At 61.1% G+C, this 12,668-nt stretch carries 16 protein-coding genes; 11 read left to right on the top strand and 5 right to left on the bottom strand.

Annotated features, from left to right (window positions below; all coding sequences use genetic code 11):
- Window positions 1-33: 33 nt before the first annotated feature.
- From Q1A34_RS13140 to Q1A34_RS13150, 3 genes are read left to right on the top strand one after another with little or no spacing between them, the layout of a single operon-like run.
- Window positions 34-741: a hypothetical protein gene (locus Q1A34_RS13140; RefSeq protein WP_300034728.1), complete on the top strand. Its 708-nt coding sequence runs from the start codon at window positions 34-36 to the stop codon at window positions 739-741.
- A 4-nt stretch (window positions 742-745) separates the two neighbouring features.
- Window positions 746-1,864 carry a MoxR family ATPase gene (locus Q1A34_RS13145; protein ID WP_300034731.1) on the top strand — a complete coding sequence of 373 codons (1,119 nt, stop codon included), beginning with the start codon at window positions 746-748 and terminating at the stop codon, window positions 1,862-1,864.
- A 2-nt stretch (window positions 1,865-1,866) separates the two neighbouring features.
- On the top strand, window positions 1,867-3,102 hold the full coding sequence (locus Q1A34_RS13150) for a VWA-like domain-containing protein (RefSeq protein WP_300034734.1): 1,236 nt from the start codon (window positions 1,867-1,869) through the stop codon (window positions 3,100-3,102).
- An 81-nt stretch (window positions 3,103-3,183) separates the two neighbouring features.
- Here Q1A34_RS13150 and ubiG read toward each other — a convergent pair whose 3' ends face one another.
- From ubiG to Q1A34_RS13165, 3 genes are read right to left on the bottom strand one after another with little or no spacing between them, the layout of a single operon-like run.
- Window positions 3,184-3,900, bottom strand: a complete 717-nt coding sequence (gene ubiG / locus Q1A34_RS13155) for a bifunctional 2-polyprenyl-6-hydroxyphenol methylase/3-demethylubiquinol 3-O-methyltransferase UbiG (RefSeq protein WP_300034736.1) — start codon at window positions 3,898-3,900, stop codon at window positions 3,184-3,186.
- Window positions 3,901-3,946: 46 nt separating this feature from the next.
- Window positions 3,947-4,504 (bottom strand): response regulator, encoded by a 558-nt coding sequence (locus Q1A34_RS13160; RefSeq protein WP_300034739.1) that lies wholly within the window; start codon window positions 4,502-4,504, stop codon window positions 3,947-3,949.
- 34 nt (window positions 4,505-4,538) lie between these two features.
- On the bottom strand, window positions 4,539-5,906 hold the full coding sequence (locus tag Q1A34_RS13165; RefSeq protein ID WP_300034742.1) for an AarF/ABC1/UbiB kinase family protein: 1,368 nt from the start codon (window positions 5,904-5,906) through the stop codon (window positions 4,539-4,541).
- A 236-nt stretch (window positions 5,907-6,142) separates the two neighbouring features.
- Here Q1A34_RS13165 and Q1A34_RS13170 point away from each other — a divergent pair, with 236 nt between their 5' ends.
- The 3 genes from Q1A34_RS13170 to Q1A34_RS13180 are packed head-to-tail and all read left to right on the top strand — an operon-like array spanning window position 6,143 to window position 9,066.
- Entirely contained in the window at window positions 6,143-7,144 is a 1,002-nt protein-coding gene (locus Q1A34_RS13170) for a pyridoxal-phosphate dependent enzyme (RefSeq protein WP_300034745.1), read from the top strand.
- Window positions 7,137-8,300, top strand: a complete 1,164-nt coding sequence (locus Q1A34_RS13175) for a Xaa-Pro peptidase family protein (RefSeq protein WP_300034748.1) — start codon at window positions 7,137-7,139, stop codon at window positions 8,298-8,300. Before Q1A34_RS13170 ends, Q1A34_RS13175 begins: the two co-directional genes overlap by 8 nt.
- A gap of 4 nt (window positions 8,301-8,304) precedes the next feature.
- Entirely contained in the window at window positions 8,305-9,066 is a 762-nt protein-coding gene (locus tag Q1A34_RS13180; protein WP_300034751.1) for an aspartate/glutamate racemase family protein, read from the top strand.
- A gap of 12 nt (window positions 9,067-9,078) precedes the next feature.
- Here the strand turns inward: Q1A34_RS13180 and gph are convergent, their stop codons facing one another.
- Both gph and Q1A34_RS13190 read right to left on the bottom strand, forming a co-directional pair.
- A complete protein-coding gene (gene gph, locus Q1A34_RS13185) occupies window positions 9,079-9,744 on the bottom strand; it encodes a phosphoglycolate phosphatase (protein ID WP_300034754.1) in 666 nt (221 codons plus the stop codon).
- Window positions 9,741-10,028, bottom strand: coding sequence for a DUF2312 domain-containing protein (locus Q1A34_RS13190; protein WP_300034757.1), 288 nt, complete (start codon window positions 10,026-10,028; stop codon window positions 9,741-9,743). Before Q1A34_RS13190 ends, gph begins: the two co-directional genes overlap by 4 nt.
- A 155-nt stretch (window positions 10,029-10,183) precedes the next feature.
- Between Q1A34_RS13190 and Q1A34_RS13195 the strand changes: the two genes are divergently transcribed.
- The 5 genes from Q1A34_RS13195 to Q1A34_RS13215 all read left to right on the top strand — a co-directional run bounded on the left by Q1A34_RS13195 (window position 10,184) and on the right by Q1A34_RS13215 (window position 12,657).
- Window positions 10,184-10,426, top strand: a complete 243-nt coding sequence (locus tag Q1A34_RS13195) for a hypothetical protein (protein ID WP_300034760.1) — start codon at window positions 10,184-10,186, stop codon at window positions 10,424-10,426.
- Between the two features lie 63 nt (window positions 10,427-10,489).
- Window positions 10,490-11,353 (top strand): MBL fold metallo-hydrolase, encoded by an 864-nt coding sequence (locus tag Q1A34_RS13200; protein ID WP_300034763.1) that lies wholly within the window; start codon window positions 10,490-10,492, stop codon window positions 11,351-11,353.
- A 7-nt stretch (window positions 11,354-11,360) separates the two neighbouring features.
- Window positions 11,361-11,789: a YeeE/YedE thiosulfate transporter family protein gene (locus Q1A34_RS13205; protein WP_300034766.1), complete on the top strand. Its 429-nt coding sequence runs from the start codon at window positions 11,361-11,363 to the stop codon at window positions 11,787-11,789.
- Complete coding sequence (locus Q1A34_RS13210; protein WP_300034769.1) at window positions 11,789-12,220, top strand: DUF6691 family protein; 432 nt, start codon at window positions 11,789-11,791, stop codon at window positions 12,218-12,220. The genes Q1A34_RS13205 and Q1A34_RS13210 overlap by 1 nt, the downstream gene beginning before the upstream one ends.
- Window positions 12,221-12,231: 11 nt before the next feature.
- Window positions 12,232-12,657: a TIGR01244 family sulfur transferase gene (locus Q1A34_RS13215; RefSeq protein WP_300034772.1), complete on the top strand. Its 426-nt coding sequence runs from the start codon at window positions 12,232-12,234 to the stop codon at window positions 12,655-12,657.
- The last annotated feature ends 11 nt before the right edge of the window (window positions 12,658-12,668 follow it).

Here is a 12,668-nt window from a genome sequence, read left to right on the forward strand (position 1 = left end):
GACCGGTCGCGTCGCGCGCACTACGTCCGGATTATGTTTGTCGTGAGCCAGAGCACAGTTCTCAACCCCCAGGCACTGGAGACGGTGACCGTGCCGAAAAGGATGCTGGGTCGTATCGCCATTCTGCCACGGCGTGGCGCCGGTCTGCGGATCATAGCGCGGCTGGTCTTTGAAGCGCAGATGCTGCGCTATCTTTGTGCTCTGGCGCCATTTGTGATCGCCATGTTCATCTGGCCTCATCTGGCGCTGCCGATTTCGCAGGCACCTGTCCCTATGCTGATCGTGATCGCGGTGGTGGAGACAAAGGTATTTGCCATCAGGCCCGATGCGCGCGAGGCTCTGATCAGCGATGCGGACATGGCCAGACAGCTGGACGCTCTTCGATTTAACAGCCTGCACATCCTGACCCGCATCGCTGCTGCGCGCCAGATTACGACAGGTGAATTGCATCTGGTCGTGGAACAATCTGAGATTGCGCGGGTGTCCCCGCTCACGCTGGTGTCCGCCCAGATGGGCGGGCAAAAGCCCCGGGTGCTGACGCTTGATCCGACCGAGCGTGCTCTGATCACCGATGCGCTCTTTGATGACACGCTGACCGAACGCGATCTGCTGCGCGTCAGCCTGCGCGAGGACAAAAACCTGCATGACACAGTACTGGATGCCAGCACCGTTCCCGCCCACGCCCGGATGGCGGCACTAATGGATCAGTACTCAGCATCCCCTGCCCTGCAGGAGGCATGAACGGATGTCCGTAAACACAGCCCCCCTCTCGGCAGGCCGGGTTCTTGATCTGCTGCGTGCGGGATGGGCCGCTCAGAGGGACGGCGCCCTGACAGCGTCGTGGATGCTTCATGGCAGACCAGGCGTCGGCAAGACCGATATCGTCCGGCAACTGGCCGAGGAAACCGGTGCCACGCTCTTTGACCTGCGGCTTACCACAATCGAACCGCAGGATCTGCGGGGCCTGCCCTACTATGACCATGCCGCGTCCAAAACCGTCTGGTACCGGCCCGAAGACCTGCCGGATGATCCGGATCAGCCGGCTATCCTGTTTCTGGATGAGCTGACGGCCGCGTCTCCCTGGCTGCAGCCAACGGTTTACGGTCTGTTGCAGGAGCGTCGTGTTGGCCGGCACCGCCTGCCCGACAATGTGTTTATCGTCGCCGCTGGTAACATGGTCGAGGACGGTGCAATCGCCTATGAGATGGGAACCGCCCTGTCAGACCGGCTGATCCATCTGATGATCCGCGCCGATGCAGAGGACTGGCTGCTCAACTTTGCAGCGCCGCGCGGGCTGGACCCGGCCGTTACCGCCTTTCTGCGCGGCCGCCCCGATCTGCTGGAAACGACCGCAGACAGTCTGCAGCGCGGCCACATGATCGCCTGCACGCCGCGATCATGGGAACGGGTCAGCGCGATTATGGGCGCAGTTCAGGACCGGGCCTCCCGCCAGGCGATGATCGCCGGAACTCTGGGCGACGCGGTCGCTGCGGAGTTTTCTGTTATCGCCGATGACATCAGCGCAACTGTGCATATCGGTTCTCTGCTCGCGGCATCCGACAGGGACCGCCCGGCACAGTACCCGAACACGCTGCACGGTCTGAACGCTGTGGTGTTCGGACTGGTGGGCGCGACCACGCAACAAACCGTCACGCAGGCGATTGCGGCCATGGAGGACATACGACATCTGGCAGAAACGCGTCCGGCGGAGGGTTTCGGGCGATTGCCCCTCGCCGAGCTGTGCAGTTTCGGCTTTGAAATGCTGATGGCCCGCGCGCTCAAAGAGGATATGGGTGCGGCTTTTGCTGCCTCGGAACCTTACGCGCGATATGCAGCCGACCGCCGTGCTGCGGGCCTCGACTGAGTATGGTGCAGAGATCCCGGCGGGCCGAACGGGCGCTGGCGCATCTGCCGGGTGCAGACCCGGGCCTCGCGATGCTGGCCTTGTGGTGTGACGTGACCGACGCAGAGGACGGCACGCCGGATACAATCACCGCAGACCACCGCATATATGTCGGCGAAACCTTTGCCGCGCACCCGATGCATGAACAGATTGGCCTGATCGGGCATCACATTCTGCATGTTGCCCTGCGTCACAGTGCCCGCGCCCAAGCCATGGCCGCACGCTGCGGAGCTGCTTTTGAGCCGGAAATCTATGCGCTGGCCTGCGATGCCGTTGCCAATGAAATCCTGGTCCAGGCAGGTCATGCCCTGCCCCGCCCTGCTGTTTTGTTGCGCAGCCTGCTGCGTGACGTCTTGCTGGAACCACAGGAGCCGGAGCACGCAATTCTGGCCCAGTGGGATACGGACAGGCTCTATGCCATACTGGCCGCTCAGGACGGCAGGGGGTGCACGCGGCGGCAAAAATACCAGCAGGCGCATGGTTTTCGTCCGGACGTGGAGCCAGGTGCAAAAGCAGCAAATGGCGCAATGCCACCCGACGAATGGCGTGGCCATCTGGTGCGCGCAGCGGGTGCTGCTCAGGGTGCCGGTCGCGGGATCGGGCCGCTGCTGGCCGCCCTGGCAGAGACAGCACAGGACCGAACCCCCTGGGAGGTGCTGTTGCGACGTCTGCTGGTCAGAGCAACTTCCCCGCAGCCCGGAAGGTCGTGGCGGCGACCGGACCGTGCCTGGGTTGCCGCAGAGGCAGACGCCCGGTCGCGCGGCGGACCTGAGCCTGTTTTTCAGCCTGGCCGATCGAGAGACAGGCTGCGCCCGCGCATTGTCATTGGTATGGACAGCTCCGGGTCTGTTCCCGACAGCCTACTGGCACGGTTTTCCGCAGAGTTCTCGGCCATCGCCAGGCGCACCGGCGCCGAAGTTCATCTGATGGCTTTCGACGAAACAGTGTACCACCACATGGCCCCGATGGCCGGGGCGTCGGACAGGCTGCCCGATGATTTTCAGGTGCGTCGCGGTGGCGGCACAGCATTCATCGACGTGGTGGAAAAGGCCGCGGCTTTGCGCCCGTCAGCGCTGGTTGTGCTGACCGATTTGGAGGGGCCATTCGGTCCAGCCCCGCACATGCCTGTCATCTGGGCTGTTCCTGATGTGACGTCGATCACCCCACCCTTTGGCGAAGTCATCACCCTGACGCATTGACCCTGCCTGAAAGACCATAACCCGGGACATGAAACGCCCGCCGGTCCTCTGCGATATCCGCGATTGCCTGCTTTGCCTTGTTCAGGCCTGTGATGGCAGCCGCGCGACCCCCATGTAAATCACTGCCTGAACCGGCAGGGACCCGAAAACAAAATCTCCCCGTCTGTTCAGACCGCGCGGCCCCAGACCGGTGCTGGCACCGGGGACAAGCCCCGCTCCCGTCAGCGCAACGCGCAGTTCCGCGGGCCGGATAAACATTGCCGGGTCATGGGTGCCTTTTGGCAGCAGCCTCAGCAGATCCTCGGCTACGGTGACAACCACCGTCCGCGCGATAATGTTGCGGTTTATCGTATCATACAAAAAGAGCCCGCCCGGGCGCAGAACGCGGGCCACTTCTGCCAGCACCTGAGGCAGATCACGCACGTGCTCCAGCACATCCACACAGACCACGATGTCAAAGCTGTCGCTGGCATAGGGCAGCGCCTCGCCGTATCCGGTGTCATACCTGATCCCGAGCCCCTGCTCTGAGGCATGTGCACGTGCTGCCGCGACGGCCTCGGCCGCCGGATCGATACCTGTCACCTGCGCGCCGCGTTCGGCGAGCGCTTCGGCCATGAAACCACCGGCGCATCCAAGATCGAGCACATCTGCGTCCTGCCAGTCAGCATAGGTGTCAAACCATTTCAGCCGTCCCGGCACCATATTCCGAAGCGTGCGGACCCATCGCACATCGTCGGACCACCACTGCTGTGCGAAATCATCATAGATGCCAAGGTTGTTTCGCCCGGCACTGCTCACAAAAGCACCCGGGGGATGTCGCTGACCGTTTTCGCATTCACGACCATCAGGAGGCTTCTTCCTGATCCTGATGGCGTTTGAGAATACGCTGCAGGGTCCGCCTGTGCATGTTCAGCAGGCGCGCGGCCTGAGAGACATTGCGACCTGCTGCCTCGAACACGGTTTCAATGTGGGCGATCCGGGCCTCGTCAGGGGAAATCGGTGCTTCGGGCGGGGCCGGCTGGGTGTTGCGGGGCGCCGTGAGCGCGGCAATGATTTCATCCGCGCCTTCGGGTTTTGCGAGATAGTCCACAGCACCCGCTTTGATCGCTGCTACCACCGTCGGCGTATTGCCGTAACCGGTCAGCACGACAGCGCGTGCTGACGGCCATGTGTCCCGAAGCAGGTCAATGATCTCGAGCCCATTGCCGTCCCCGAGCCGCAGGTCGACCACGGCAAAATCGATCCGTGCCTGCGCGATGGCATCGCGCGCCTCGCTGACGGTACCCAGACAAATGGTGTGATATCCGCGCCGGGTCATCGCTTTGTCCAGACGCGACCGAAAGGTCACGTCATCATCAAGGATCAGAAACGTGCCTCCACGTCCGGCTTTATCGCTTTTCATCTCAAACTCCTTTGAGAAGAATACGGGCCGCGTTTCAGACGGGATCACCATCGCGGCATTCTGTCGCGAATGTGCCTGCCCGCAGCACCGGCGCCAGAACCCTGTCCAGATCGACCCGCGCCCTGAGGCGGGTCGCCAGAAGGTACATACCGCCCACTTTGCGCTGCAGAAACAATGCGTCTGCAGGCGGAATGACCCAATAATCACCCTGCGCCGCAAAATCCATGCCTGCCTGACGCAGCCGTCCAATCAGATCGCTCTGGCCGAAATCAAAAACGCCACCCGATCGCAGAGGGGCCATGGCCATGTCAAACATATTCCATATCGCTTCTGCATGATGCGGGCGTGTGTCTGTCGCCAGAAATCCAATCGTTTCCAGACAGGACAAAACAGCATCACGGTCCCCATCGAGACCCGCGCGAAAAAGCCCGCGGTATTGGCCTGTCAGTTGCGCGGGTATGGAACGACTGGCCCCGAAATCCATCAGGACGATCTGACCGCTGTCCGCGTCCCAGGCATAGTTGGCAAAGTTCGGATCGGTCTGCATCAGCCCATATTCAAATATCTCCTGCATCATCAGCAGGATCAGGCGGGACACCACGTGGTCGCGTATGTCCTGCGGTGCGCTGCTCAACTGATCCACAGATCTGCCCGGCATGTAGCTCATGGCCAGAATACTGTCCGTCGTCAGATCGTTATGCAGCTCCGGCACCAAAAGGTCCGGATCATCCGACAGCAGCTCGCCGAAACGCGCCATCATCAGGCCCTCACGCGCATAGTCTGCTTCTTCATGCAACTGGCGACGCGCCTCGCCCAGCAACGGCTCTATGTCCAGCTCGCGCGGCAGCAGACGGGACATTCGCAGCAGCAGTGCGACGTTGGCAACATCACTGTCGATACTGCGCCGCACCCCGGGATACTGTACCTTGATCGCCAGATCATGACCATCACGGGTGCGCGCGCGGTGCACCTGCCCGATGGAGGCCGCTGCAATGGGACGTACGTCGAAACGGTCAAACCGCTTCATAAAATCCTGACCCCAGTGACGGATCAGAACCGTTTTCAGCTGTCGGGGCGGCATGAAATCCGCGTCATTGCGCAATCGCGCGAGGATCTCTGCCATCTCAGGTGGCAGAAAGTCATCGCCCTCCATCGACAACAGCTGCCCCATTTTCATCGCAGCGCCCCGCATCCGCGAAAGCTCCCGCGTGATCCGACCGAGATTTGCCGGTGTCAGAACCAGCCGGTCCACCCGGGGGCTTGACCCGCTCAGCCATTCGCGACCGCCATGAAAGGCCACGTTTCCTGCCACGCCAAGCGCCATACCCCCCAGTCGTGACAGACGCGACAGGCGCGTCCCCGGAACGGCAATGCCTCTGGGTGTCTGGCGGGTATCTGACATTTCAGCCTTTCAAAACTGCTCAGGCTGAGAGTTAGGGCACCCGTCCCCGAAACCAATGCAATCGCGCGTTTCGCGGAGTGTTTTGCAAAAACAGTGGCAATTTTTCAGAACAGCAGCGAAGGTAGCCGTGGGTGAAGTAAGCGACGGGGCATCGTCGCTGTGTTTTTTTGGGGAACTACGTGGTCCAATCTTTGTCAAATCCGTTTCGCGGCACCGGCCTGCCTGCGGATAGCAGTGTGCAGAAACTGTACCCGTCTGAAAACGCGCGGGCCGTTTCAGAACTGCTCGCCCTGTGTCCTAAACATGTTGAGACACCACTGGTCGATGCGCAGGAAGTTGCGATGGCCGCCGGTGTCAGACAAGTCAGCATCAAAGACGAACGCACGCGCATGGGGCTGGGGAGTTTCAAAGCTCTGGGTGCGGCCTATGCCATCGCACAGGACGCACAGCGTGCGCAGGCGGGCGACTGGGCGACAGCCCTCACTGAGCGGGTGTATGTAACTGCCAGCGCTGGCAACCATGGCCTGTCCGTTGCGGCGGGTGCGCGGATTTTCGGTGCACAGGCCGTGATCTATCTGGCAAAGAGCGTGCCCGAAGCATTTGCCGAACGTCTGACCCAGACCGGTGCGCGGGTGGTCCGTGCCGGGGATACCTATGAGCAGAGCATGCAGGCCGCAGCAGATGCCGCTGACGCCAACGGGTGGCAGCTGCTCTCTGACAGTTCCTGGGCAGGATACACCGAATGGCCGGGCGCGGTGATGGAAGGATACCTGCAGATGGGTGCGGAAATATCCGCACAGCTGACAGAGGCACCGGATTACATCCTGCTGCAGGCAGGAGTGGGCGGCATGGCGGCAGCACTGGCCGCGCATTTCCGAGCCGAATGGGGCGATGCACCTGTAATTGCAGTGGTCGAGCCCGAAGCCGCCCCGGCGCTGATCGAGAGCATTCGCGCAGGACGGCTGACCGACACCGCAGGGCCGGTGTCGCAGATGGGACGTCTGGATTGCAAAACCCCTTCGATGATCGCGCTGGAGGGTCTTGCCCGGGATGCCGATCTGTTTCTGACAATCACAGAAGAAGAAGCCGCCGCCGGTGTTGCATCGCTGGCACCATTTGGTTTTGAGACGACGCCGTCGGGGGGCGCGGGGCTCGCTGCGCTGTTGTCCGGCGCACCGGGGTGCGATGCCGAAACTTCTGTACTGGCCGTTCTGAGCGAAGGCCCGGAGGATGTCTGACCCGGCGACGCGGTTCCCGGCAAGTGAATTCCGAAACCGCGTTGACGCGCTGCAGGCGGGATTGCAGGCATCTGATACCGACGCCCTGCTGCTGACGTCTCCTGCTGATATCTTCTATGTCACTGGTTTTCTGACGCGATTCTGGGAAAGCCCGGCACGACCATGGTTTGTCATTGTGCCCGCGCGCTCCGCCCCCATTGCCGTTATCCCTTCGATCGGCCTGGAACTGATGTCGAAGTGCTGGATCAAGGACATCCGTACCTGGGACGCGCCCTTTCCAGGCGATGACGGTGTCACGCTGCTCGCTGACACGCTGCGGTCAGTCATTCCCGAAAACGGGCGGCTTGGGATACCGATGGGCGCGGAAACTCACGTGCGCATGCCGCTTGCGGATTTCCAGAAAGTTGTCGCGCTGCTGACCCCACGCCGGGTCGTGGATGCAACAGAAACGCTGCAACGTGTGCGTGAGATAAAGTCTGATGCCGAGATAGAGCGGATCAGGGCAACCTGCCGCAGCGCTGACCTTGCCTTCGGCCAGATCGCGGATATCGCAGCGGCAGGCATGCCCATGGAGCAGGTATTCCGCGATTTTCAGATCGCCCTGCTGGCCGCAGGCGCAGACTGGGTCAGCTATGTCGCCGGGGGCGCAGGCCGTGGCGGGTACAGTGACGTCATCTCGCCCGCCCCAAGGCGAAAGCTTGCGCCTGGTGATCTGCTGATGCTGGATACCGGTGCGGTCAGAGGCGGATACTTTTGCGATTTTGACAGGAACTTTTCAATCGGACGGGCCGACGATGCGTGCAGGCGCGCCTATGATGCGCTCTTTCAGGCGACGGAGACTGTCCTGCAGGACCTGCGTCCGGGCAACAGGGCCTGCGACGTTCACCGTATGCTTTCTGACGGGCTCAAAGACGCCGGTGCGACGCCAGGCGGTGGCAGGCTCGGGCATGGTCTGGGAATAACTCTGACAGAATGGCCCTCGTTCATTCCCGCGGATCAGACAGAACTGCGCGAAGGCATGGTGCTGACCATCGAACCCAGCGTCGAAATCAGCCCCGGGCGCTTCATGGTGCACGAAGAAAACATTGTTCTGCGTGAAAACGGCCCCGAGCTTCTGAGCCGCCGCGCGGCAACCGAGCTGCCTGTACTGGTGTGAAAATATGGAGAATTTCCCCTATCAACTGACAGGCCCGATTGGCACCGGTGCGACGCTGGGGCTTGTGGTGCTGCAGACAGATGAAACCGTTGAGCAGGACTTTCGCCGCCTTTTCCGTGCAGATGACACGGCACTTTATGTGACACGCATTCCCAGCGGCGCAGACGTTACACCCGACACCCTGCGCGCCATGCAAAAGGCTCTGCCGGAGGCAACCAGACTGCTGCCCGCTGCTGCAGAATTCGACTGTGTCAGTTACTGCTGCACCTCCGGCGCGACACTGATCGGCCCGGACAACGTCGCCCGTATTGTACGCGAGAATGCGAGCGTACGTGCGGTTACCGACCCGCTGACAGCGTCCAGGGCGGCCTGCAAAGCTGTCGGCGCGGAAAAGCTGGCCATCGTTTCTCCTTATATCGCTGCGGTCGCGGCCCCCATAAGCGACGCTTTCTCAGAGGCGGGCTTCAAGGTGACGGGCGCTCTGTCTTTTGGCGAGGAGATCGAAGCGCGCGTGGCGCGAATTGATCCCGCATCCATCCACACCGCCGCGCTCAGTGCAGGAGAAAGCAGTGACTGTGACGCGGTTTTCCTGTCCTGCACGAACCTGCGCACGCTGGATATCATCGACGATCTGGAAGAGCGCCTTGGCAAGCCGGTGATCAGCAGCAATCAGGCGCTGGCCTGGCACACGGCGGGTCTGGCGGGGGGAACAGCGCTCGATCACCCACCCGGCAGGCTATTCCGCCACCCGGGATCCGGATCGTAGAGGACCGGCCGTTCAGGTCAGGTCAGCGGTCTGCCAGTCGTCAAAACGCGCAGCCGCTGGCAGATCCGTCAGTGGCGCGTTCAGATACCCGCCAGAGAACAGACGAAACTTCACCCCGGCATTTTGTGCTGTGTGAAAATCCACGGCACTGTCGCCCACGTACAGCGCCTGATCCGGAGCAACGCCAAGTGCGTTCAGACAGGACAACAAAGGGTCTGCATCCGGTTTACGGGCCAGACCCTCGCGGGCCCCTGTTATAGTCTCAAAGTACTGGCTCAGGCCAAGATCGTCGCAGATCATATGTGCCGGCCTTTCAGGTTTGTTGGTGCAGACGCCCATCAGACAGCCCGCGTCCCGCAGCACCTCCAGACAGGCAGTTACGCCGGGATAAGGCACCGTGAGCCGGGTCATATTGGCTTCATAGACTTTCAGGAACACTTGCAGGGCTTTGCGATGCAGCATCTCGTCCGAGCCGCCGGTCGCCGTTAAAGCCAGATCAACAAGAACAGGCACACCATTGCCGATAAAGGATATTACCTGATCCAGGCTGATCCTGTCGCGGTCCAGCGTCGACAGCGTTTCATTCACAGCAAAGTGCAGATCGGGCGCGCTGTGCACAAGCGTGCCATCGAGATCAAAGATGACCGCTGCCGGCAGCCCCGCGCCTTTTTGGCTCACGTCATGCCCAGCGCTTCTTTGTACATCTCCAGAACCGCTTCTTCTTCGGCGATGTCATCGGCATCACGTTTGCGCAGAGCAATCACCTTGCGCAGAACTTTGGTGTCATACCCGCGCGCCTTGGCTTCGGCCATCACTTCCTTCTGCTGTTCGGCAATGTCTTTTTTTTCTGCATCCAGGCGTTCGATCCGCTCGACAAACTGGCGCAGCTCACCCGAGGACGCGCGATATGTGGCATCGGCCTGGGATTCTGTGGCGGTAGGGTCTGTGGCGGTGTCACTCATGATGCGCTCCTGGTGCGATGTGGATCAGCTGTCTGCCTACCGCCCTGCCTGCGCTGCTGCAAGCAGGTTTGACGCACCCCTTCCGACCCTGCGGCATTCAGGCGCGCATGCCCTGCTCTTGCCAACGGCCCTGCGATTGAGTAGCCACCGCGAACATGGAAAACAGCAGTCCAACAACCATTTTCGACATCATCATCTGGTCGGGTGCGGGCGTGTCGCTCCTGGGCCTTGCAGGTCTGGTTTGGTGCATTGTCTACGTGGCCCGCGCCCGCCGCGCCAGGCTGTCGGATGAGGACATGCGTGCGGTGCTCGCGAGAGCGCTGCCATTCAACCTGGGCGCATTGTTTTTGTCTGTGATCGGCCTTGTCCTGGTAATAATCGGCATCTTTCTGGGCTGATCGCGCACTTGCACCGCCACACACATCGGACGTATGCTGGTGGCGGTTCATAGGAGCGCGCTTATGTCACCCGATGTTACAGCTTTTTTTGATACGGCCACCAATACAGTCAGTTATGTCGTCCAGGATCCGAAAGGTACTGCCTGCGCCATTGTCGATTCTGTTCTGGATTTCGATCATGCGTCCGGGCGGACCGATACGACCTCTGCCGACCGGGTCATCGAATTTGTTCAAAAGGCCGGTCTGCAGGTTCAGTGGATCCTGGAAACGCATGTGCATGCCGACCATCTGTCTGCGGCCCCCTATCTCCAGGAAAGTCTTGGTGGCCGCATCGGGATTGGTGCGCAGATCACCACTGTCCAGGACACGTTCGGCAAGGTGTTCAACGAAGGGACGGAATTTCAGCGGGACGGCAGTCAGTTTGATGCGCTGTTTGAAGAGGGGGCGTCTTTTCACATCGGACAGATGCGTGTTGATGTCCTGCACACGCCGGGACATACCCCGGCCTGCATGACCTATGTGATTGGTGACGCAGCCTTTGTCGGTGACACGCTGTTCATGCCAGATTTCGGGACCGCACGCTGCGACTTTCCGGGCGGGTCAGCGCATGATCTCTACCGTTCTATTCAGAAAATCCTGTCCCTGCCGGACGAGACCCGCATTTTCGTCGGCCACGATTATAAAGCACCCGGACGCGAGGAATTTGCCTGGGAGACAACCGTTGGCGCTCAGAAAGCCGCTAACGTGCATATCGGCGACGGGCGCGATGAGAACAGTTTTGTGGAAATGCGCGAGGCACGCGATGCCACGCTGGGCATGCCGAAACTGATCCTGCCCTCGCTTCAGGTGAACATGCGGGCAGGACAGATGCCTGAACCTGACGAACACGGCGATGTCATGCTGAAACTGCCAATCAACAAAATATAGCAGAGCAATGTATTCAGACTGGATTATGGGCGCCTTTGGCGGATTGATGATCGGCTGCGCTGCGGCTGTGTTTCTGCTGGGCAACGGGAGGATTATGGGGGCCTCCGGGATCCTGGGCGGCCTCTTTGACTCAGCAGAGGGCAACTTGCGCCCTGAGCGGCTGGCATTCCTCGCCGGGCTCATTGGCGTTCCGGCAGTTATTCACCTGCTGGACCCCACACCCGCTGAAACGGGTCTGACCGGCAACCTGGCACTTGTGATGATCGCCGGGCTGCTGGTTGGGCTTGGAACACGTATCGGAAATGGCTGTACCTCCGGTCATGGTGTCTGCGGCATTTCCCGGCTGAGCCTGCGCGGTATGGTCGCCACCGTCATTTATATCAGCGCCGGTGCCCTGACGGTCGCAGCGCTGCGTCACTTGACGGGGCTGATCTGATGCGGCTGTTGATTGCATTGCTTGCCGGTGGTTTGTTCGGGGCCGGTCTTTATGTATCCGGTATGACTGACACGCATAAAGTTCAGGGCTTTCTGGATTTTGCAGGCGCATGGGATCCGACGCTGATGTTTGTGATGGGGGGCGCGATCCTGCCAATGGCAATTGCCTGGCGGCGCACGCAATCCGGAACGCCTTTGACAGGTGGCAGCTTTCCTGCCGCATCCCAGGCCGGTGTGAACCGGTCACTTGTTACCGGAGCCCTTCTTTTCGGCGCGGGATGGGGGCTGGTGGGGCTGTGTCCGGGGCCTGCGATGGCCTCATTGAGCTATGGGGGTTTGGGTGGTGCCGTTTTTCTCGTGGCGATGATTGCTGGCATGCTGGGCGCAATTCCGCTGCGCAGGCGTCTGGACAGCCGCGCGCACCTCGCCTAATCCTTGCGGCTATGGATATCCGACAGATTACACCGACGTTTTATGCAGCCCCTCAGCTGACCCCCGAGGATGTGCCTGCCCTGCTTGAAGCAGGGATCCGGCTGATTTTGTGCAACCGTCCGGACGAGGAGGTCCCGCCCGGATACCAGGCCAGCGACATGCGGGCGGCAGCGGAAAGCGCTGGCATCCGTTTTGAGGAACAGCCGCTGACACACTACACCATGACACCGGACATTATTTCGCGAAACTATGCGTTGATCTGTGATTGCGACGGACCCGTTGTGGCCTATTGCGCGTCTGGGACCCGGTCGACGATCGCATGGGCGCTGGGATCAGCCGGCGATATGGACGCCGGTGAAATTGTCGAGGCGGCGCGTTCAGGGGGATACGATCTGTCTGGGCTGCGCCCCACGCTGGAGGCCGCATCACAGCGCTGAACGGATTGCGT

The organism is uncultured Roseobacter sp. (genome assembly GCF_947491795.1).
In the GTDB taxonomy this organism is placed as follows: Bacteria; Pseudomonadota; Alphaproteobacteria; order Rhodobacterales; family Rhodobacteraceae; genus Roseobacter.

What these genes read in the sequence shown, in the direction of transcription:
- Q1A34_RS13200 (WP_300034763.1), top strand. Translation starts at nt 10,490, where the DNA reads ATGTCACCCGATGTTACAGCTTTTTTTGATACGGCCACCAATACAGTC.
- Q1A34_RS13150 (WP_300034734.1), top strand. Translation starts at nt 1,867, where the DNA reads ATGGTGCAGAGATCCCGGCGGGCCGAACGGGCGCTGGCGCATCTGCCG.
- Q1A34_RS13140 (WP_300034728.1), top strand. Translation starts at nt 34, where the DNA reads ATGTTTGTCGTGAGCCAGAGCACAGTTCTCAACCCCCAGGCACTGGAG.
- Q1A34_RS13180 (WP_300034751.1), top strand. Translation starts at nt 8,305, where the DNA reads ATGGAGAATTTCCCCTATCAACTGACAGGCCCGATTGGCACCGGTGCG.
- Q1A34_RS13210 (WP_300034769.1), top strand. Translation starts at nt 11,789, where the DNA reads ATGCGGCTGTTGATTGCATTGCTTGCCGGTGGTTTGTTCGGGGCCGGT.
- Q1A34_RS13215 (WP_300034772.1), top strand. Translation starts at nt 12,232, where the DNA reads ATGGATATCCGACAGATTACACCGACGTTTTATGCAGCCCCTCAGCTG.
- Q1A34_RS13205 (WP_300034766.1), top strand. Translation starts at nt 11,361, where the DNA reads ATGTATTCAGACTGGATTATGGGCGCCTTTGGCGGATTGATGATCGGC.
- Q1A34_RS13195 (WP_300034760.1), top strand. Translation starts at nt 10,184, where the DNA reads ATGGAAAACAGCAGTCCAACAACCATTTTCGACATCATCATCTGGTCG.
- Q1A34_RS13145 (WP_300034731.1), top strand. Translation starts at nt 746, where the DNA reads ATGTCCGTAAACACAGCCCCCCTCTCGGCAGGCCGGGTTCTTGATCTG.
- Q1A34_RS13160 (WP_300034739.1), bottom strand. Translation starts at nt 4,504, where the DNA reads ATGAAAAGCGATAAAGCCGGACGTGGAGGCACGTTTCTGATCCTTGAT.
- Q1A34_RS13165 (WP_300034742.1), bottom strand. Translation starts at nt 5,906, where the DNA reads ATGTCAGATACCCGCCAGACACCCAGAGGCATTGCCGTTCCGGGGACG.
- Q1A34_RS13190 (WP_300034757.1), bottom strand. Translation starts at nt 10,028, where the DNA reads ATGAGTGACACCGCCACAGACCCTACCGCCACAGAATCCCAGGCCGAT.
- Q1A34_RS13175 (WP_300034748.1), top strand. Translation starts at nt 7,137, where the DNA reads ATGTCTGACCCGGCGACGCGGTTCCCGGCAAGTGAATTCCGAAACCGC.